Annotated in this window: 17 protein-coding genes and 1 pseudogene; 13 read left to right on the top strand and 5 right to left on the bottom strand. The window is 62.8% G+C overall.

Going from position 1 to position 18419, the window contains the following annotated elements; all coding sequences use genetic code 11:
• The first annotated feature begins 49 nt into the window (after positions 1-49).
• From bufA2 to BLO50_RS08530, 4 genes are all read left to right on the top strand, one after another.
• A complete protein-coding gene (gene bufA2, locus BLO50_RS08545; RefSeq protein WP_090251017.1) occupies positions 50-307 on the top strand; it encodes a BufA2 family periplasmic bufferin-type metallophore in 258 nt (85 codons plus the stop codon).
• Between the two features lie 56 nt (positions 308-363).
• Positions 364-1200: an MNIO family bufferin maturase gene (bufB, locus tag BLO50_RS08540; RefSeq protein WP_090251014.1), complete on the top strand. Its 837-nt coding sequence runs from the start codon at positions 364-366 to the stop codon at positions 1198-1200.
• Positions 1200-1994 (top strand): HvfC/BufC N-terminal domain-containing protein, encoded by a 795-nt coding sequence (locus BLO50_RS08535; RefSeq protein WP_090251012.1) that lies wholly within the window; start codon positions 1200-1202, stop codon positions 1992-1994. Before bufB ends, BLO50_RS08535 begins: the two co-directional genes overlap by 1 nt.
• Before the next feature lie 106 nt (positions 1995-2100).
• Positions 2101-2688, top strand: coding sequence for a LysE family translocator (locus BLO50_RS08530; protein WP_090251009.1), 588 nt, complete (start codon positions 2101-2103; stop codon positions 2686-2688).
• On the opposite strand, the gene BLO50_RS08525 is transcribed toward BLO50_RS08530, so the two are convergent.
• Entirely contained in the window at positions 2689-3516 is an 828-nt protein-coding gene (locus BLO50_RS08525) for an AraC family transcriptional regulator (protein WP_244152852.1), read from the bottom strand.
• Between the two features lie 142 nt (positions 3517-3658).
• On the opposite strand from BLO50_RS08525, the gene BLO50_RS08520 reads away from it, so the two are divergent.
• The 7 genes from BLO50_RS08520 to BLO50_RS08490 all read left to right on the top strand — a co-directional run bounded on the left by BLO50_RS08520 (position 3659) and on the right by BLO50_RS08490 (position 11978).
• Positions 3659-5413, top strand: coding sequence for a sensor histidine kinase (locus BLO50_RS08520; RefSeq protein WP_090251004.1), 1755 nt, complete (start codon positions 3659-3661; stop codon positions 5411-5413).
• Positions 5414-5473: 60 nt separating this feature from the next.
• Complete coding sequence (locus BLO50_RS08515; protein WP_090251000.1) at positions 5474-6826, top strand: sigma-54-dependent transcriptional regulator; 1353 nt, start codon at positions 5474-5476, stop codon at positions 6824-6826.
• Between the two features lie 401 nt (positions 6827-7227).
• Positions 7228-8181 carry a TAXI family TRAP transporter solute-binding subunit gene (locus BLO50_RS08510; RefSeq protein ID WP_090250998.1) on the top strand — a complete coding sequence of 318 codons (954 nt, stop codon included), beginning with the start codon at positions 7228-7230 and terminating at the stop codon, positions 8179-8181.
• A 156-nt stretch (positions 8182-8337) separates the two neighbouring features.
• Entirely contained in the window at positions 8338-10365 is a 2028-nt protein-coding gene (locus BLO50_RS08505) for a TRAP transporter permease (RefSeq protein ID WP_090250996.1), read from the top strand.
• A complete protein-coding gene (locus tag BLO50_RS08500) occupies positions 10362-10784 on the top strand; it encodes a DUF1850 domain-containing protein (protein WP_090250993.1) in 423 nt (140 codons plus the stop codon). Before BLO50_RS08505 ends, BLO50_RS08500 begins: the two co-directional genes overlap by 4 nt.
• A 131-nt stretch (positions 10785-10915) precedes the next feature.
• Entirely contained in the window at positions 10916-11416 is a 501-nt protein-coding gene (locus BLO50_RS08495; RefSeq protein WP_090250989.1) for a GNAT family N-acetyltransferase, read from the top strand.
• A 46-nt stretch (positions 11417-11462) separates the two neighbouring features.
• Entirely contained in the window at positions 11463-11978 is a 516-nt protein-coding gene (locus BLO50_RS08490; protein WP_090250986.1) for a DUF3617 domain-containing protein, read from the top strand.
• A gap of 14 nt (positions 11979-11992) precedes the next feature.
• Here the strand turns inward: BLO50_RS08490 and BLO50_RS08485 are convergent, their stop codons facing one another.
• Positions 11993-12739, bottom strand: coding sequence for a substrate-binding periplasmic protein (locus BLO50_RS08485; protein WP_090250984.1), 747 nt, complete (start codon positions 12737-12739; stop codon positions 11993-11995).
• Positions 12740-13014: 275 nt separating this feature from the next.
• Between BLO50_RS08485 and BLO50_RS08480 the strand changes: the two genes are divergently transcribed.
• On the top strand, positions 13015-14682 hold the full coding sequence (locus BLO50_RS08480) for a BCCT family transporter (protein WP_090250981.1): 1668 nt from the start codon (positions 13015-13017) through the stop codon (positions 14680-14682).
• Positions 14683-14856: 174 nt separating this feature from the next.
• Here BLO50_RS08480 and BLO50_RS22030 read toward each other — a convergent pair.
• The 3 genes and pseudogenes from BLO50_RS22030 to BLO50_RS08465 all read right to left on the bottom strand — a co-directional run.
• A pseudogene (locus BLO50_RS22030) lies at positions 14857-14997 on the bottom strand (DUF6434 domain-containing protein); the annotation flags it as partial.
• 109 nt (positions 14998-15106) lie between these two features.
• Entirely contained in the window at positions 15107-15817 is a 711-nt protein-coding gene (locus BLO50_RS08470; protein ID WP_090250979.1) for a 3'-5' exonuclease, read from the bottom strand.
• Complete coding sequence (locus BLO50_RS08465) at positions 15814-17688, bottom strand: DUF294 nucleotidyltransferase-like domain-containing protein (RefSeq protein ID WP_090250976.1); 1875 nt, start codon at positions 17686-17688, stop codon at positions 15814-15816. Before BLO50_RS08465 ends, BLO50_RS08470 begins: the two co-directional genes overlap by 4 nt.
• A gap of 164 nt (positions 17689-17852) precedes the next feature.
• Between BLO50_RS08465 and BLO50_RS08460 the strand changes: the two genes are divergently transcribed.
• Complete coding sequence (locus BLO50_RS08460) at positions 17853-18419, top strand: LemA family protein (protein WP_090250973.1); 567 nt, start codon at positions 17853-17855, stop codon at positions 18417-18419.

Below are 18419 nucleotides of genomic sequence, written 5' to 3'. Positions count from 1 at the left end.
CACAAACCCCTTTTCGTCCGGCTCACCCAGATCACCCGAGGATACGCACATGAACATGAAATCTACCGCTGCTACTGGTGCTGCTATCGCTTTCGCTGCTGCTGCCATGTTCGCCGGCATGTCCGGCACTGTCGTCGCTGCTGAAGAAGCCAAGGTGCACTGCTACGGCGTCACGTCCTGCAAAGGCCAGAATGACTGCAAGACCGCCGAAAACAGCTGCAAAGGCCAGGCTGTCTGCAAAGGCCACGGCTTCAAGGCCATGACCCAGGCCGAGTGCGATGCGGCAGGCGGTACTGTCGGCGAGTAAGTGAGCCGGGGCGGCCGCCGTGCGGTTGCCCCGCATCACCTAGCAAGGAGCCAGCAATGAATGCCCAACGCGGCAATCTGGGTTTCGGCCTGGGCCTGCGCAGCACCTATTACCAAGCCATTCTCGAACAACGGCCGGCCATCGACTGGTTCGAGATCGTCTCGGAAAATTATCTGGTAGCGGGCGGCAAGGCCCTCTACTTTCTCGATGCCATCGGCGAGCAGTACCCGCTGGTGATGCATGGCGTGTCGCTGTCAATTGGCGGCCCGCATGAGCTGGACCGCGACTACCTGCGTCAGCTCAAACACCTGGCCGCGCGCGTGCAGCCGGCGTGGATCTCCGATCACCTGTGCTGGAGCCGGGGCAATGCCCATCAACTGCACGACCTGCTGCCGCTGCCTTATACCGAGGAGAGCCTGCAGCATGTGGCCGCGCGGGTGCGCCAGGTGCAGGACGTGATCGAGCGGCCGCTGGTGCTGGAAAACGTCTCCAGTTACCTGCGCTGCGCCGATGATCAGTTCAGCGAATGGCAGTTTCTCGCCGCGCTCAGCGAGTTGAGTGGTTGCGAGCTGTTGCTGGACGTCAACAATGTCTACGTCAGTGCACGCAACCATGGCTTTGATGCCTGGACTTTTATCAGCAGTCTGCCCAAGCAGCGCATTCGTCAGCTGCACCTGGCCGGCCACAGCGATTACGGCAGCTACCTGATCGACACCCATGATCAGCCAGTCAGCGATCCGGTCTGGCAGCTTTATCAACGCACCTTGCAGCACCTCGGCCCGGTGTCCACGCTGCTGGAGCGTGACGATCATTTTCCCGATCTGGATGTGCTGCTCGACGAGCTGAACACGGCGCGCCGGTTTGCCGCCCAAGCACTGCAAGGCACAGCGTAATGCGCCTGAGTGACTGGCAGGCGCAGGTGCAGGCCTACCTGCAGGGCCCCGATGCCCAGCCCAACCCGGCGCTGCAGGCCAGCTTGTTGGGCAGCGCGGCGCTGAGTGCCGAACAGGGCCTGGCGATTTACCACAACGCCTATCGCGCGCGCTTGCTGGAAGGCTTGCGCGGTGACTATCCGGCGGTGCATAGCTGGCTGGGCGACGAGGAGTTCGATGCCTTGGCCCTGGCCTATCTCGACGCGCACCCCTCGCAGCATTTCAGCCTGCGCTGGTTAGGCGCACAGCTGGCGGACTTTATCGACGGCTACCTGATTCCCGCACAGGCCGCGCCGCTCAGCGAACTGGCGCGGCTGGAATGGGCGTTTACTTTGGCTTTTGATGCCGTCGACGCCGCGCCCCTGAGCCTGGCGCAGATGGCCGAACTGCCGGCTGAAGACTGGCCGACCCTGCAGGTGCGTTTGTTACCGAGCGTGCAGTGGCTGGCGTGCCGGCATAACAGCCTGGCGATCTGGCGTGCGTGCAAGGAGCAGGGTGACTTCCCTGGCAGCCAGCCACTGGTTGCGACAGAGACCTGTGTGGTCTGGCGTGATCAGCTGATTACCCGCTACCGCTGCCTGGCGGCCGATGAAGCGGCGGCATTGCAGGGCATGGCCGTGCAAGGCTGGAGCTTCGCTGAGCTGTGCGGCGAGCTGGCACACCTGGGTGAACAGGCGCCGGCGCAGGCGGTGAGCTGGTTGCGCCAGTGGCTAACGGACGGGCTGTTGCAGCGGGCGGATCACCTCTCGCGCTGATTGTTCTGCCCTGTCGGGCATGCCCTGACAGGGCATTTTCCTTCAATACCCTGCGCGGTGGGCCTGTCAGCCTGGCACCTCCTTTGGTTGTGCTGACAGGTGTGTAATGAATACGCTGTTTTACTCCATGGCGGGTTTTGCCCTCGCTGCTTCGATCTCTCCCGGCCCGGTCAACCTGCTGGCGCTTAGTGCCGGCGCGACCCATGGGCTGCGCAGCAGCATGCGCCATGTCACGGGGGCGACGTTCGGCTTTACCGCGCTGTTGCTGGCCATGGGCCTGGGCTTGCAGCAGCTGTTGCAGCAGTGGCCGGCGCTGACGCACGGGGTGGCCTGGTTTGGCGTCGCCTTTCTGCTGTACATGGCCTACGGCCTGGCCCGGTCTGACGGGCAATTCAGCGGCAACGATGCACAGCAGCGCCCGTCGCTGTTCAAGGGCGCGCTGATGCAGTGGCTCAACCCCAAGGCCTGGCTGGCCTCGATGGCAGGCATGGGCGCCTATGCGGCGGATGGCGATCTGTGGCGGGTGGGGCAGTTCGCGGCGCTGTATTTCGTGATTTGTTATCTGTCGATCAGTTGCTGGGCGCTGGCCGGGGTTTATCTGCGCCAGTACCTGGAGAATCCGCTGTACCTGCGCCGGTTCAATCGCGGCCTGGCCTTGCTGCTGGTGCTGTCGGCGCTTTACCTGCTGGTCTGATCAGGCGCGGCGGTATTGCCCGGGGGTGGCGGCGAGCAGCTGTTTGAAGGTGCGCTGCAAGTGCGCCTGGTCGGCAAAGCCGGCGTCCAGCGCCACCTCGGCAATCGACTCGCCGCGTTTCAGCCCGGCCTGGGCCACTTGCACACGGCAGTTGAGCAGGTAGGCATGTGGGGTCATGCCGTAGTGCTGGCGGAAACTGCGAATCAGGTAGGAGGGCGACAGCTCGGCGGCGCTGCAGATGTCTTCCAGCTTGAGCGTTTGGGTGCAGTGCGCGCGGATAAATTCTGCGGCCAGACGGATGCGCGGGTTGTCCTCGCGTGCGGGGGCCGGCGCGGGTGCCAGGCGCTGTTGCAGGGTGCTGAAATAGTCGATCAGGGCGCACTCTTTGCGCAGCTGATCGACCGACGCGGCATTGAGCAGGTCGTACAGCTGGTTGAGGCCGTTGAACAGCTCAGGGTCGCGGCTGAGGATAGCGGAGAAGGGCTGCAGTTGCGGGTTGTGGCCGAACCCCAGCTGGTGTTGCAGCTCGCCCAGCCAGGCGCTGTCGATATAGAACATGCGATACGACCAGGGCTGCCCATCCACGGGGTTGCAGGCATGCACGTCACCCGGGCTCATCAGCACCAGCGTGCCGGCCGCGACCTGCTCGCGCGCCTTTTCATTGAAGTAGGTGCTGCGGCCCCGGGTGATGGTGCCGATCGAAAAACACTCATGGGAATGCTTGGCGTAGCACAACAAACGGCCATCGAGGGCTTCGCGCGTTTCCACGAAGGGCAGCGCCGGGTCGCGCCAGAAGCGTGGGGTAGTGGCCTGTTGCTCAGTGCTCATCATGCGTCCCTGGCGTAATCGCCGTATAGCCAGCGCTGACTATAGCGGCCGCCGGCGCTTGTTCAAACAGTCGAGCCGCTGCGCTCTGCACGGCGCGATGCTTTGTCTTACCATGCCGGCTCCGCCTTGCTGCGAGCCGCGCATGTCTGCCTTTCTACTGCGTTACCGCGTTGCCCTGATCGTCCTGCTGATTCTGCTCGGCTTGCTGGCGAGCATCTGGCTGGCCGGGCGTTATGCCGAGCAGCGCGCCTGGCAGGAGCGCAGCGTGGAGGCGCGCGGGCAGTTGCAGCTGTATGCGCAGTCGATCCACACCCTGGTCGAACGCTTCCGCTCGGTGCCCGAGGTGCTCGCGCTGGACAGCGATATCAAGTCGCTGCTGCGCGCGCCGGATGACAGCTTGCTGCGCAGCAAACTCAATGAACGGTTGGAGCAGCTCAACACGGCCGCCGGTTCAAACGTGCTGTATCTGCTCAACGATAAAGGCGAAACCCTGGTGGCCAGTAACTGGCGCGACTGGAGCAGTTTTGTCGGCAACAACTACGCCTTCCGCCCGTATTTTCAGGATGCCGTGCGTCAGTCCTCTGGGCGCTATTTTGCGGTGGGCGTGACCACCGGCATCCCTGGTTATTTCCTCTCCCATGCGGTGCGCGACGACAACGGCACGGTGCTCGGCGTGCTGGTGGTCAAGCTGGAGCTGGAAGAGCTGCAGCGTGAATGGGCTAGCCAGCCCGGCGTGCTGCTGGTGGCCGACAGCTACTCGGTGGCGATCCTCAGTAACCGTCCGGCCTGGCGTTTTCTCGCCCTCGACAGTTTGAGCGAGCAGGCCCGCGCCGAGCTGGTGGAGGTGCGCAAATACGCCGAACAGGCGCTGCAGCCGCTGGCCAGCACGCTGCGCCGGCAGATCGACAACGACAGCCAGTGGCGCCGGGTCGAGGGTCCGGACGGCCCGCGTGATTATCTCTGGCAACGCCAGGCCCTGGGCGATGAAGGCTGGACCCTGCACCTGCTGCACGAGCCGAAAACCCTGGTCGACAGCGTGCGCAGCTATCGTCTGGCCGCCGCCGGGGTGTGGATGACCCTGGCCTTTCTGCTGCTCTACCTGGCCCAGCGGCGCAAGACTCAGCGTCTGCAGGCTGGCATTCGTGAGCGCCTGGAACGTGAAGTGGCGCTGCGCACCGCCGAATTGCGCGAGGCCCAGGAAGGCCTGGTGCATGCGGCGAAGATGGCGGCGCTGGGGCAGATGTCCGCCGCCATGGCCCATGAAATCAACCAGCCGCTGACGGCCATGCAGATGCAGCTGGGCAGCTTGCGCCTGTTGCTCGATAGCGGTCGTCAGGACGACGTGCGCGAAGGGCTGCAGCGTATCGATGGCCTGCTGCAACGCATCGCCGGGCTCACCGGTCACCTGAAAACCTTTGCCCGCAAAAGCCCGGCGGGGCTGAGCGAGCGTCTGCGGTTGAGCGATGTGCTGGAGCAAGCCTTGCAGCTGTTGGCGCCGCGCCTGCGCAGCGAACAGGTGCAGCTGCTCAGCGAGATCGACAGCGAAGCGCGGGTGTTGGGTGATGCGATTCGCCTGGAGCAGGTGCTGCTCAATCTGCTGAACAATGCCCTGGATGCCATGGCGGACAGCACCGTGCGGCAGTTGCAGATTCGTATCGAGCGTCAGGCCGAGCAGTGTCTGCTGAGCATCGCCGACAGCGGCGGCGGGATCGCCAGCGAGGCGCTGGGGCATGTGTTCGAGCCGTTCTTTACCACCAAACCGGTGGGCGCCGGATTGGGCCTCGGTTTGGCGGTGTCCTACGGCATCATCCGTGAGCTGGGCGGCAGCCTGGAGGCGGCCAATGGCGAGCAGGGCGCGGTGTTTACCCTGCGCTTGCCGGCAGCGCCGAATGCGTAGTGCGGGTTATTTCCCGGATTTTATCCGCGCTACACTGCCGCCGATTGATCAGGAGGTGATATGACCGGGCACGTAATAGTCGTCGACGATGAAGCGGCCATCCGCGAGGCTGTGCAGCAGTGGCTGGAACTGTCCGGCTTTCGCGTGCACAGCTGCGCCACGGCGCAGGCCGCGCTGGCGCTGGTCGACCGTGACTACCCCGGCATCATCATCAGCGATGTGCGCATGCCCGGCACCGATGGCCTGCAGCTGCTCGACAGCGTGCTGGAGCGCGACCGCGATCTGCCGGTGATTCTGATCACCGGGCACGGCGATGTGCCGATGGCGGTGCAGGCGCTGCGCCAGGGCGCCTATGACTTTATCGAAAAACCCTTTACCCCCGAACGCCTGCTCGACAGCGTACGCCGCGCGTTGGACAAGCGCCGCCTAGTTTGTGAGAACCGCCAGCTGCGTCAGCAGTTCGCCCTCAAGGACCATATCGAGGCGCAGCTGCTCGGCGTCTCGCGGCCGATGGAAACCCTGCGCCGGCAGATCCTTGAGCTGGCCGGCACCTCGGTAAATATCCTTCTGCGCGGTGACACCGGCAGCGGCAAGGAGCGGGTTGCCCGTTGTCTGCATGATTTCAGCAACCGCGCCGGCAAGCCGTTTGTCGCGCTGAACTGCGCGGCGATTCCCGAGCACCTGTTCGAGAGCGAGCTGTTCGGCCATGAAAGCGGCGCCTTTACCGGCGCCCAGGGCAAGCGCATCGGTCGCATCGAACATGCCGACGGCGGCACGCTGTTTCTCGATGAGGTGGAAAGCCTACCGTTGGCCCAGCAGGTCAAGCTGCTGCGCGTGCTGCAGGAGAAAACCCTGGAGCGCCTCGGCTCCAACCGCAGCATCCAGGTCGATTTGCGGGTGATCAGCGCGGTCAAGCCGGACCTGCTCGATGAGGTCAAGGCTGGGCGTTTCCGTGAAGACCTCTACTACCGGCTGAATGTCGCCACCCTGCGGATTCCGCCGCTGCGTGAACGCCGTGAAGACATTCCGCTGCTGTTCGAACACTTCGCCAACCAGGCTGCGCAACGCCATGGCCGTGAGACACCGAGCCTGCCGCCCAGCGAGCTGACCCGGCTGCTCGGGCACGACTGGCCGGGCAACGTGCGCGAGCTGATCAACGCCGCCGAACGCCATGCCCTGGGCTTGAGTGGCGGTGTGGAGGGCGACGATGGCCTGCCGCAACAGTCGCTGGCCGAGCAGATGGAGGCCTTCGAGGCGCAATGTCTGCACCGCGCCCTGCAGCACTGCCAGGGCAACATCGCCGAGGTGATGGCGCTGCTGCAGCTGCCACGCCGCACCCTTAACGAGAAAATGCAGCGCCACGGCTTGCAGCGCAGCAGCTATCGGCCGGCCGGCAGTGCTGATGACGAGTGAGAACTAGTCGGCGGAATTTCGCTTATCTGAGTTTTTTCATTGGCGGATTTCCGCTTACTACAGCCGCCAGGCTGACAGTGCTGATTGGAGTAAAGGCTCTAGAAGGGGCTTTTCTCTCACTGGCACGGCATCTGCTATAGCTCTTGTCAGCCGGGCACTCGATTGCCTCGGCCTCTATAAGAAAGACAAGAGGTGAACCCCATGTACTGCCCCGCATCGTCTGCGCGCCTGTCGCGCTCGGCATCCATTGCCCACCTCTTGTGCGCTCGGCTCAGGCCGCGCGTGAGCCTCTGCTCCTTTTCGCTATTGCGTTAGTCCCGGCGCTGCACCGCCCCCCGGTGGCGCGCAGCGTTGACAGTGAAACCTCTGCATAAAGCCATAACAACGACGGAGATTCTTCCATGCGAATGACCAAACGTTTCAGCCTGTTTGCTGCTGCCGCAGCCTTTACCGCAAGCACCGCGGTACTCGCCGCCCCAACGTTCATCAACGTGCTCACCGGTGGCACCAGCGGTGTGTATTACCCCATCGGTGTGGCCCTTTCGCAGCTGTACAGCAATGGCATCGAAGGCTCGAAGACCTCGGTGCAGGCCACCAAGGCTTCGGTGGAAAACCTCAACCTGCTGCAAGCCGGTCGCGGCGAGCTGGCCTTCGCCCTCGGTGACTCGGTCGCCGATGCCTGGAATGGTGTAGAAGACGCCGGCTTCAAGGCGCCGCTGAAAAAGCTGCGGGCGATTGCCGGCACCTACCCGAACTACATCCAGATCGTCGCCAGCAAGGAATCCGGCATTACCACCCTGGCTGACCTGAAGGGCAAGCGCATCTCCGTTGGCGCGCCGAAATCCGGCACCGAGCTGAACGCCCGCGCCATCTTCAAGGCCGCCGGCCTGAGCTATGAAGACATGGGCAAGGTTGAGTTTCTGCCGTACGCCGAGTCGGTCGAGCTGATCAAGAACCGTCAGCTGGATGCCACCCTGCAGTCCTCGGGCCTGGGCATGGCAGCAATTCGTGACCTGGCCGCGACCCTGCCGATCACCTTCGTCGCCATTCCGGCGGAGATCACCGCGAAGATCGACAACGCCGCCTATCAGGCTGCCTCGATTCCAGCCGGCACCTACGACGGTCAGGATAGCGATGTACCGACCGTGGCCATCACCAACATTCTGGTCAGCCATGAAGGCGTGTCCGATGAAGTGGCCTATCAGATGACCAAGCTGATGTTCGACAACCTCGAGCGCCTGGGTAACGCCCACTCGGCGGCCAAGGACATCAAGCTGGAAGGCGCCGCCAAGGGCCTGCCGATCCCACTGCATCCGGGTGCCGAGCGCTTCTACAAGGAAGCTGGCGCGTTGTAAGGCTGCTGAAGGGTTAACCCTGTAGGTTGGCGCTGTGCGCAGCGCCAACCGCTCCCGAATATGAGCTAGAGCTGCGAATAAAACCGGCGTGCGCGCCACGGCAGGTTTTGTTGGCGACTCTTGTGCTGGCAACGTTGTAGTGAGGGCATCTGCTCCATGAGTGACCACAATCAAGGCCTTGCCGCCAACCCCGGCGATTGGCCGAAAGCGCTGTTCTATGTCGCGCTGCTGTTCTCCATTTTCCAGATCATCACCGCGGCCTTCCACCCGGTATCCAGCCAGATTCTGCGTGCCGTGCATGTGGGTTTTCTGCTGTTGGTGGTGTTTCTCTGTTTTCCCGCCCGTGGCAAAGAGCAGCCCTGGCAGCCGCTGGCTTGGCTACTGGGTCTGGCCGGCATGGCCACGGCGTTTTACCAGTGGTACTTCGAAGCCGATCTGATTCAACGTTCCGGTGACCTGACCCAGAGCGACATGGTCGTTGGCCTGCTGCTAATCGTCCTGGTGTTCGAAGCCGCACGGCGGGTGATGGGCATTGCCTTGCCAATCATCTGCGCGCTGTTTCTGGCCTACGGCCTGTTCGGCCAGTACCTGCCGGGCGACCTGATGCACCGTGGCTACGGCATCGATCAGCTGGTCAACCAGCTGGCCTTCGGCACCGAGGGGCTGTACGGCACGCCGACCTATGTATCGGCCACCTACATCTTCCTGTTTATTCTGTTCGGCGCGTTCCTTGAACAGGCCGGGATGATCAAGCTGTTTACCGACTTCGCCATGGGCCTGTTCGGCCACAAACTCGGCGGCCCGGCCAAGGTCTCGGTGGTGTCGTCGGCGCTGATGGGCACCATCACCGGTTCGGGCGTGGCCAACGTGGTCACCACCGGCCAGTTCACCATCCCGCTGATGAAGCGTTTCGGCTACAAGCCGGCGTTTGCCGGCGGCGTGGAAGCGACCTCGTCGATGGGCAGCCAGATCATGCCGCCGATCATGGGCGCGGTGGCCTTTATCATGGCCGAGACGATCAACGTACCGTTCTTCGAGGTGGCCAAGGCCGCGCTGATTCCGGCATTGCTGTACTTCGGCTCGGTGTTCTGGATGGTCCATCTGGAAGCCAAGCGCGCCAACCTGCAGGGCCTGCCGAAAGACCAGTGCCCGAACCCCTGGACGGCGGTGAAGGAGCGCTGGTACCTGCTGATTCCGCTGTTCATCCTTATCTACCTGCTGTTCTCGGGGCGCACGCCGCTGTTCTCCGGCATGGTCGGCCTGGCGCTGACCGCCATCGTGATTCTCGGCTCGGCGATCATCCTGCGGGTGTCGTCCAAGGTCATGCGTTTTGCCTTCTGGATTGCCCTGGGCGTGCTCTGCGCCGGCTTCTTCCAGCTCGGTATCGGTGTGGTGTTCGGCGTCGTCGCGTTGCTGGTGGCGATCTGCTGGTTTATCAAAGGCGGCCGCGACACCTTGGTGATCTGTCTGCATGCGCTGGTGGAAGGTGCACGGCATGCGGTGCCAGTGGGCATTGCCTGCGCCCTGGTGGGGGTGATTATCGGTGTGGTCTCGCTGACCGGTGTGGCTTCGACCTTTGCCGGTTACATCCTCGCCATCGGTCAGGACAACCTGTTCCTTTCGCTGGTGTTGACCATGCTCACCTGCCTGGTGCTGGGTATGGGCATCCCGACCATTCCTAACTACATCATCACCAGCTCGATTGCCGCGCCGGCGTTGCTGGAGCTGGGCGTGCCGCTGATCGTGTCACACATGTTCGTGTTCTATTTCGGCATCATGGCCGACCTCACGCCGCCGGTGGCGCTGGCCTGTTTCGCGGCCGCACCGATTGCCAAGGAGAGCGGCCTGAAGATCAGCCTGTGGGCCGTGCGTATCGCCGTGGCCGGTTTCGTGGTGCCGTTTATGGCGGTATACGAACCGGCGCTGATGCTGCAGGGCGATAGTCTGCTGGCCACGCTGTATGTGGTAGCCAAGGCGCTGCTGGCCATCGGCATCTGGGGGGCGGCATTTACCGGCTACCTGCAGGCCAAACTGAGCTGGTGGGAGCGCGCGTTGGCCTTCGGCGCCGGTGTCAGTCTGATTCTGGCCACGCCGATGAGTGACGAGATCGGCTTCGTTCTGGCGGCGCTGTTTATCGCCCAGCATGTCTGGCGTGCTCGTCGCGCTCAGCTGGCCACTGCGTGATCGGCCTGTGCCTGGGTTTGGCGGGCGCGGTGTGGGCAGAAGTGCCCACGCCCAGCTTTACCCTGGCCTGGACACATACGATTGAGAAGATTCGTTGGGAAGAGGATTACCGCGTGACGCCTGAGGGGTTGCTCCTCGGCGAGGCGCGGGTCAAAGGTTCCGGGGCCGGTATGGAGATTCCAGACGGCGCCGAACTGCGCGAGGGCAGCTGGCATTACCAGCGTCAGCTACCACCCTTGCAGCCACTGCGTTTGGGGCGAACCCCCGAGGCAGGGGATTATCAACTGTGTTTCAACCAGCGTTGCCACTCGATGAGTGAATGGCTCGGCCCGCCACAAGCGACCCAGCCGGCGTTGGAACTCTGGAGCTGTGAGCAAAGCTCCCCGGCCGCCTCGGCGGCAGGCCAGGACGACGGCTAAGGCTGCGTTCGCTCCCGGGCCACAAGCCCTGGTTGTTGTAGAGGAGAACCCCCATTTGGCCCAGCCGGTGGGGGTTTTGTTCGTTTGCAGTAACGGTTAGCTTCAGCACATTGACTGACAAGCAGGATGTTATGAGCACCATCACCTATTACCTGGACATGCAGCACCCCGAGCAGATCCGCGCCAAGCCGCTGCCGACTGACCTGAGCGTGGTGGAATGCCAGCTCAAGCAGTTTCAGCTCAACCGCTTTCTCTACCAGCTGGTCGGCGAGCCCTGGCAGTGGACCGACAAACTCAGCTGGACGGACGCGCAGTGGCGCGAACTGATCGAACAGCCCCATCATCGCACCTGGGTGGCCTATCACCAGGGCGCCATTGCCGGTTACTACGAGCTGCTGCGCGATGCGGACGGCGCGGTGGAGATTCTCTATTTCGGCCTGGCTGAGGCCTTCTTCGGTCAGGGCTTTGGCGGCCCGTTGCTGACTCACGCGCTGCAGTCCGCCTGGGCCTGGCCGGGCACCACCAAGGTTTGGGTGCATACTTGCAGCCTTGATCACTCCAGCGCGCTAGCCAACTACCAGGCGCGCGGCTTGCGTATCTATCGGGAAGAGGTCGAGGCGAACGCTTCCTAAGAGGGTCTACGCTTGCAGGGTCGCCCACTCATCTCAGGAGTCGATCATGCACCGCGGTGTTAGCAAACCTCTGTTTCTTAGCCTTTGCCTACTGCCCGCCCTGGCCAGCGCGCTGGATATCCAGCCCGGCCTCTGGGAAATCAGCTCGAACACGATGCAGGTCGGCGGCCAGGCGGTGCCGGGGATGGAACAGATGCTTGAGCAGATGAAAAACCTGCCGCCCGAGCAACGGCAAATGATGGAGCAGATGCTGGCCCAGCAGGGCGTTCAGCTGGGCGATAAGGGTGTGCGTATCTGCATGAGCGAAGCGCAGATCAAGGCCCAGCAGATCCCCCTGCAAGACCCCGAGTCCGGCTGCAGCAATGAAGTCACCGAGCGTAGTGACGAGCTGTGGACATTCCGCTTCAGCTGCCCCAACGGCCAGGGCGAAGGTGAGACACGCTTTGTCAGCGACAAAGCGTTCACCTCAACGGTCAACGGCACCTTCGACGGCCAGAGCAGCAGCATGCAAAGCCAAGCGCGCTGGGTGACGGCGGATTGCGGAACCTTGCAGCCGCAATAAGCAGTCGAGGTGAGTTATTGGCCGCTAAGCGGATCGCTAATGCCATGGCGGTCTTTGAGCATTTGTACCAGTTCGGCCTGACTGCTGAGGAAGGCGTCGAACTGCTTGATCACCTCGGGGTGGCGGATGCTCGACAGGAAGTAGTGGTCATCCTGGTAGGGCAGTTTGGGGTCGAACACCAGGCTTTTTTCCGCGCTGTTGTAGAACTGGTGCTGGATCACTTGTGGATTGAGGTAAACGCCGTCGATCCGGTCGTTCATGGCCATGGCCAGTAGTGAATCGATCTGGTTGGCCTGGATCAGCAGAATCTTGCCGGCCTTGATTTCATCCAGATAGGGCCAAGGGGTAAAGCCGCGCTGGGTGCCGAGACGGTGTAAGCGTGCAGAGCCCTGGCCGAGAAACTCGGGCTTGACCAGTACGCCGTCTATCGCCGGTGCAGCGGCTTGGCTGTAGTGCAGCGCATAGCCTTTTTTCTGATCAGCGTTCCAGCGCGGGTTATCCGGGTATTTGAAATCTACCCGGTCGTTGAGAAAGTCACTGAGCAGGCGCCGTACCGGCAGCGGTTGGTAGATAAATTCATGGCCCTGGTGCGCCGCAAAGGCGTCGAGCAAGTCGCGGCCATAGCCCAGGTATTGGCCGTCCTGCACGTTGGAATACGGCAGGTAGGGCTGCAGCTCGACCCCGACCTTGAAGGTCTCGGCGTGCGTCAGCGCAGCCAGGGTAAAGGGCAGGCAAGCCAGCAGCGTCAGCAATGCTCTCATCAGCGACATCTCAAACAACGACCCCGAGCAGGCCATAGGCCAACCATAGCTAATTGCCTCGCCCAGCGGGAGGCAATGTGCGCAGAAAATCTGACTCAAAAGACCAAATAACCCCGCATAACGGGCTGTAATGGCCGCCAATACTGGCCTTGCGCCTGCACGGATGTGCCATGGCTGTTACCCTATACCCCGCAGCCGCCGGCTTGGTGGCTGTACGAGTAGGGCAATCCCGTCCTCGTGCGCGTAAAGCGTGCCACACGTCAAAGGAGTCCCCCATGGGTCAAAACCCTTCGTCTGACACGACCCCGCAACCAGAAGCGGCAACTCTGGACGGCATCCCGGCACCCACCGGCGACGCCAATCTGATCGACACCGATTACGTGATCGGTCAGGACAACATCAAAGGCAAGTTCCTGTTCAACCTGGACATCCACGGCAAGGTTTTCACCATCTCGGCAGTCGTCGCCGTGCTGTTCGTGGTGCTGACCCTGGCCCTGCAAACCCAGGTCGAGCCGCTGTTCAGCGCCTTGCGCGACTGGCTCACCCACCACATGGCCTGGTTCTTTATCGGCTCCGCGAACATCTTTGTGCTGCTCTGCCTCGGCCTGATCGTTTCCCCTCTGGGCAAAGTGCGCCTCGGCGGCATGGACGCAAAGCCTGATTACACCTACCTCGGCTGGTTCTCCATGCTGTTTGCCGCCGGGATGGGCATTGGCCTGATGTTCTATGGCGTCTCTGAGCCGATGTCGCACTTCAGTGCGGCCATGGGCGGTATCAGCGTTGGCGCAGATGGTGTGCGCACCGACTGGGCGCCGTTGGGCGGCGCGGCCGGTAATGCCGAAGAGGCCGTGCGCCTGGGCATGGCCGCAACCATCTTCCACTGGGGCCTGCACCCTTGGGCGATCTACGCGATTGTCGCCCTGTCGCTGGCGCTGTTCTCCTTCAACAAGGGCCTGCCGCTGTCGATTCGCTCGATCTTCTACCCGATTCTTGGTGAGCGGGTGTGGGGTTGGCCGGGCCATGTGATCGATATCCTCGCGGTGTTCGCCACCCTGTTTGGTCTGGTCACCTCCCTCGGTTTGGGCGCGGAACAGGCCGCAGCAGGCGTCGAATACCTGTTCGGGATCAGTGCCACCGACACCAGCAAGGTGCTGCTGATTATCGTCGTCACCATCATCGCCCTGGTTTCGGTGGTTGCGGGGTTGGACAAGGGCGTCAAGCGCCTCTCCGAGCTGAATATGGGCCTGGCCATGGCCCTGCTGCTGTTTGTGATTATCGCCGGGCCGACCCTGGCGATTCTCACCGGCTTCTTCGACAACCTTCTGGCCTACCTGCAATACCTGCCCGCGCTGGCCAACCCGATTGGCCGGGAAGACGCCAACTTCAGCCAGGGCTGGACGGCCTTCTACTGGGCGTGGTGGATCAGCTGGTCGCCGTTCGTGGGCATGTTTATCGCCCGCGTCAGCCGTGGCCGTACCGTGCGCGAGTTCCTGGTTGCTGTCTTGCTGGTGCCGTCCCTGGTCTCGGTGCTGTGGATGACCGCGTTCGGCGGCACCGCGATCAATCAGTTGCTGGTTGATGGTTTTACCGGCGCGCAGGAGGCCGGCCTGGAGCTGAAGCTGTTCAGCATGCTTGGTGAGATGCCGCTGACCAGCATCACCTCGCTGATCGGCATCGTCCTGGTGGTGGTGTTCTTTATCACCTCGTCGGACTCCGGCTCGCTGGTGATCGACACCATCACCGCCGGCGGCAAGGTCAATGCACCGACCCCGCAGCGGATTTTCTGGGCCAGCATCGAGGGCGTTATCGCCATCGCCCTGCTGCTTGGCGGCGGCCTGGTGGCCCTGCAGGCCATGGCGGTGTCGACGGGATTGCCGTTTACCATCGTGCTGCTGGTGGGCTGTATTTCCATCGTCAAAGGCCTGATGAGCGAACCGCGCTGACCCTTGCTGTTGAGCCGTACATGAGCGCGCCTTCGGGCGCGCTTTTTTATGCCCGGCGTTTGGGGCGCGTGGCGTCGGACACCTGTGCTGTTTGTCCCTTCGCTACTGCTGCTGACGCCGCAGCCATTCTGCCGCCACGTCGCCCATTGTTTTGGGCGCCCCATCTTTTATTCACGCCATAAACGCGCGATTAAATTGGAAGCTAGGGCCGCAAGCTTGCGTCAAAAACCGGCGAACATTTTGCGTATTTCGATAGGTCGTAGTGACCGGTGTTTCTGCCGTAATCGTGTCGCTGTGCCAGTCGAAACTATTCATCCCGGTTTCTCGAATTAGTCAATGCGGGCGCGTTTATTTGCAGGGTGTGTACGGCTTATAAATCAATCGTGGTGGTGTGCGCCGCCCAAGTCGTTTCTGAGTCACTGCCTCAACTCCACAATTCCCCCACCGGCGTATCCAACGCATAGCGCGTCGCCACCTGCGCCTGCAGCAGCTCGGCCGTCGCCAGTGCATCGGTCAGCGCATGGTGCGCCTGGTACATCGGCAGGTTGTAACGCAGGCGGCTATCGGCCAAACGGATCGACACCGGCTGGCGGCCCAACAAACGGTCCAGCCAGCCGGGTTGGCGTTTGGGGTACAGGCGTGCCTCCAGCTGCATGGTGTCGATCACCGGGAACTGCAAACCCTCACCCACCTGCTGGCGCAGCGCTTGGTCGAGGAAGCTGCGCTCGATGTTGCGGTAGTGCACCACCATCACCTTGCCGGCCATGGCGGTCAGCAGCTCGTCGAGAATCTGCCCCAGGCGCGGCGCGTGGCGGATGTCGGAGTGGGTGATGTGGTGAAAGGTCACCGATTCGCCACTCAACTCGCTGGCCGGTTTGACCACCCAGTAGCGCGCCGCACCGCAGCGGATGCGTTGCAGGGTAAAGGGCAGCAGGCCGAGGCTGACGATGGCGTGCTGGTTGGCGTCCAGGCCGGTGGTTTCCACGTCCAGGGCTAGCAGCGGCACCTGCTCCAGTGGGGTGTCGGTGGTTACGCAGCCGGCCTGATAGAAGGCTTGCAGGCGCGGGTCGCGGGCGCTGGCGGCGAGTTCGGCAAACTGCGCGGCCCAGTCCAGCGCTGTGGCAGGCGCCGTCACCGCTTGTTGCTCGGTTGCGCGGGGTAGCGGAAGCGCAGGAATTTCTGCGCGTTGCTGAGCACCTGAAAGGCTTCCTTGAGGTTGTGGCGGTCACTGGCGGAGACTTTTTCCGGCTCGATGTAGTTGTTCGGCTGCGCGCCTTCGGCCGCCGCCATGGCCTGGTGGCGCACGCGCACCAGGCTGAGAAATTCCAGGGCGTAGCGCAATTGGCCGAGGGCTTCGGGCTGCAGCAGCTTGGTTTTGCCGATGGCGTCGAGGCGTTCCAGGGAGTTCTGCGCCTTGCTGCCGCAGGCCAGGGCGTGCACGCGGATCAGGTCGGTGAGCGGCGCGGTGCCACGGCCTTTGAGGTTGATGATGTGTTTCTGCTGGCCGTCGGTTTCCATCACAAAGGTGCGGAAGAAGCCCAGCGGCGGCGTGCGGTTGAGGGCGTTGCGCGCCAGGGCGGCGAGGAAGGCCGGGTTGCTGCTGGCTTTTTGCGCGAGCAGGTCTTTGAGGTTTTCCACCAGTTCGACCTCGCCATACACGCCGTCGAGGTCGAAGAAGATGCAGCTGTGCAGCAGGGTTTGCGGCTTGGGATTGTCGATCCATTGCTGGAAGTAATCGCGCCAAACACTCAACGGCTGCCGCCACTGGGCGTTGCTGGCCATGATGCCGCCCTTGCAGTAGCTGTAACCGCAGGCGGCCAGGCCGTCGCTGACAAACTGGGCAAGGGCGGCGAAGTAGGCGTCGTGCTGCGCCGGGTCAAAGCGGTCGTCGAGCACCAGGGCGTTGTCCTGATCCGTCACCAGCAACTGTTCGTCGCGGGCCATGGAGCCGGCGACCATAAAGCAGTAGGGCACCGGCGGCGGGCCGAGTGTCTGCTCGGCCAGTTCCAGCAGGCGCTGGGTAAAGGCGCGGCCAATGCCGGCCATGGCGCTGCCGACCATGTGCGCGGTGGCGTGGTCGTTGACCATGCGTATAAAGGTAGCGCGCAGGTCCGGCAGCAGGCTTTGCAGCCCGGCGACATCGGGCTGGTTGAAGATCGAGTTGACCAGATACAGGCTGCTCTGCGACTCGTAGCGGATGATGTCGCTGAGGTTGATGATGCCGATGGGCCGGCGCCGCTGCACCACCGGCAGGTAGTGGATGTTGTGGCGCAGCATGGACAACATGGCATCGAACACGCTGTCATCGGCTTGAATTGTGATGGGATTAGGCGACATCACCTCACTGACCGGCGTTGTGCTGTCCAACCCCATGGCGAGCACGCGGGTGCGCAGGTCGCGGTCCGTGAGGATGCCCACCATGCCGGCAGCGGGCGCGCTGTCGTCGACGATCACCAGTGAGGATACGCTCTGCTCGGTCATCAGCTGGGCGGCCTGTTGCACCGAGGTGTGCGGGCTGGCGGTGACTGGTTGGCGCGAGATCAGCTTGCGCACTTTTATCTGGATCAGCTCGCTGGCCTGGCCCTGGCTTTCCACCGCCGACTTGAGTCGCGATTGGCCTTCGGCCTCGACGAATTCGGCAAAGCCATCGTGCTCTTCGCAGAGCTGGGCAAACACAGTGGCGGGGATGAAGTAGATCAGGCTGTCTTCAATCGCCCGCGCCGGAAAGCGCACTTTGTTGCTGCGCAACAGGCCGGCCTGGCCGAAGATATCGCCCTCGCTCAGGCGGTTGTAAAGCGCGCCATTACGCCGGTAGATTTCCACCGCGCCGCTGCGTACATAGTGCAGTTCGTGAATCGCAGCGCCATACAGCAGGATGTCTGTGCCGGCCTTGAAGTACGCCACCTCAACCTGCCGGGCAATGGCGTCGAGGCTGTCATCGGGCAACGCATCGAAGGGCGGGAAGCGCTGCAGGTGATCGCGGATTTCCAGTAACTCGATCTGCATGGGGTGCCTCGCAGTGGCTGGCACTCAAGGATACGGCGATTGCTGGGTGCTGTCCGCCCTGCTGGCGTTACCGGGTGTGGCGGCAGGCGCAGTCGAAGCCAGCTAGGGTGTGAGGGGCGAACGGATAGCGCAGGCGTTCAGCTGGCTTTTATCAAGGAGTGGTTATGCAAGGGGCAGGATTCTGGGTGGTGCTGGCGCTGCTGGTGGCGCTCGCTAGTTTGGCGATTTATTACTACAACCGGCTGGTGTTCAACCGCGCGCGGGTGGCTGAAGCGTGGAGTGGCATTGATGTGCAACTCAAGCGCCGCGCCAGCCTGATTCCGGCACTGGTCGAGTGCGTGCGCCAGTACATGAGCTACGAGCAGGGCACCCTGCAGGCGCTGGTGCAGGAACGTATGCGTGCGGTGCAGCTGGCCGATTCGCCGCTGGGCGAGCGGGCGACGGTGGAGGCGCATCTGGGTACTCAGCTGCGTCAGCTGTTTGCCCTGGTCGAGGATTACCCGGCGCTCAAGGCGGATGGTCAATTTCTCGACCTGCAACGCACCATCACCGAGGTCGAGAACCATATCCAGATGGCCCGGCGTTATTACAACGGCGCGGTGCGCGAGTTGAATGTGCTGGTGGAATCTGTACCGAGCAACCTAGTGGCGCGGCCTTTTGCCTTTACCCAGGCGGAGTACTTCAGCCTGGATGACCCGCGTGACGCCCAGTCGCCAAAAATGGAGTTTTGA

Origin of the sequence: Pseudomonas peli, assembly GCF_900099645.1 — a bacterium.
Lineage (GTDB): Bacteria > Pseudomonadota > Gammaproteobacteria > Pseudomonadales > Pseudomonadaceae > Aquipseudomonas > Aquipseudomonas peli.
Note: the sequence above shows the minus strand (reverse complement) of the source record. Positions and strands in the feature narration are given on the sequence as shown.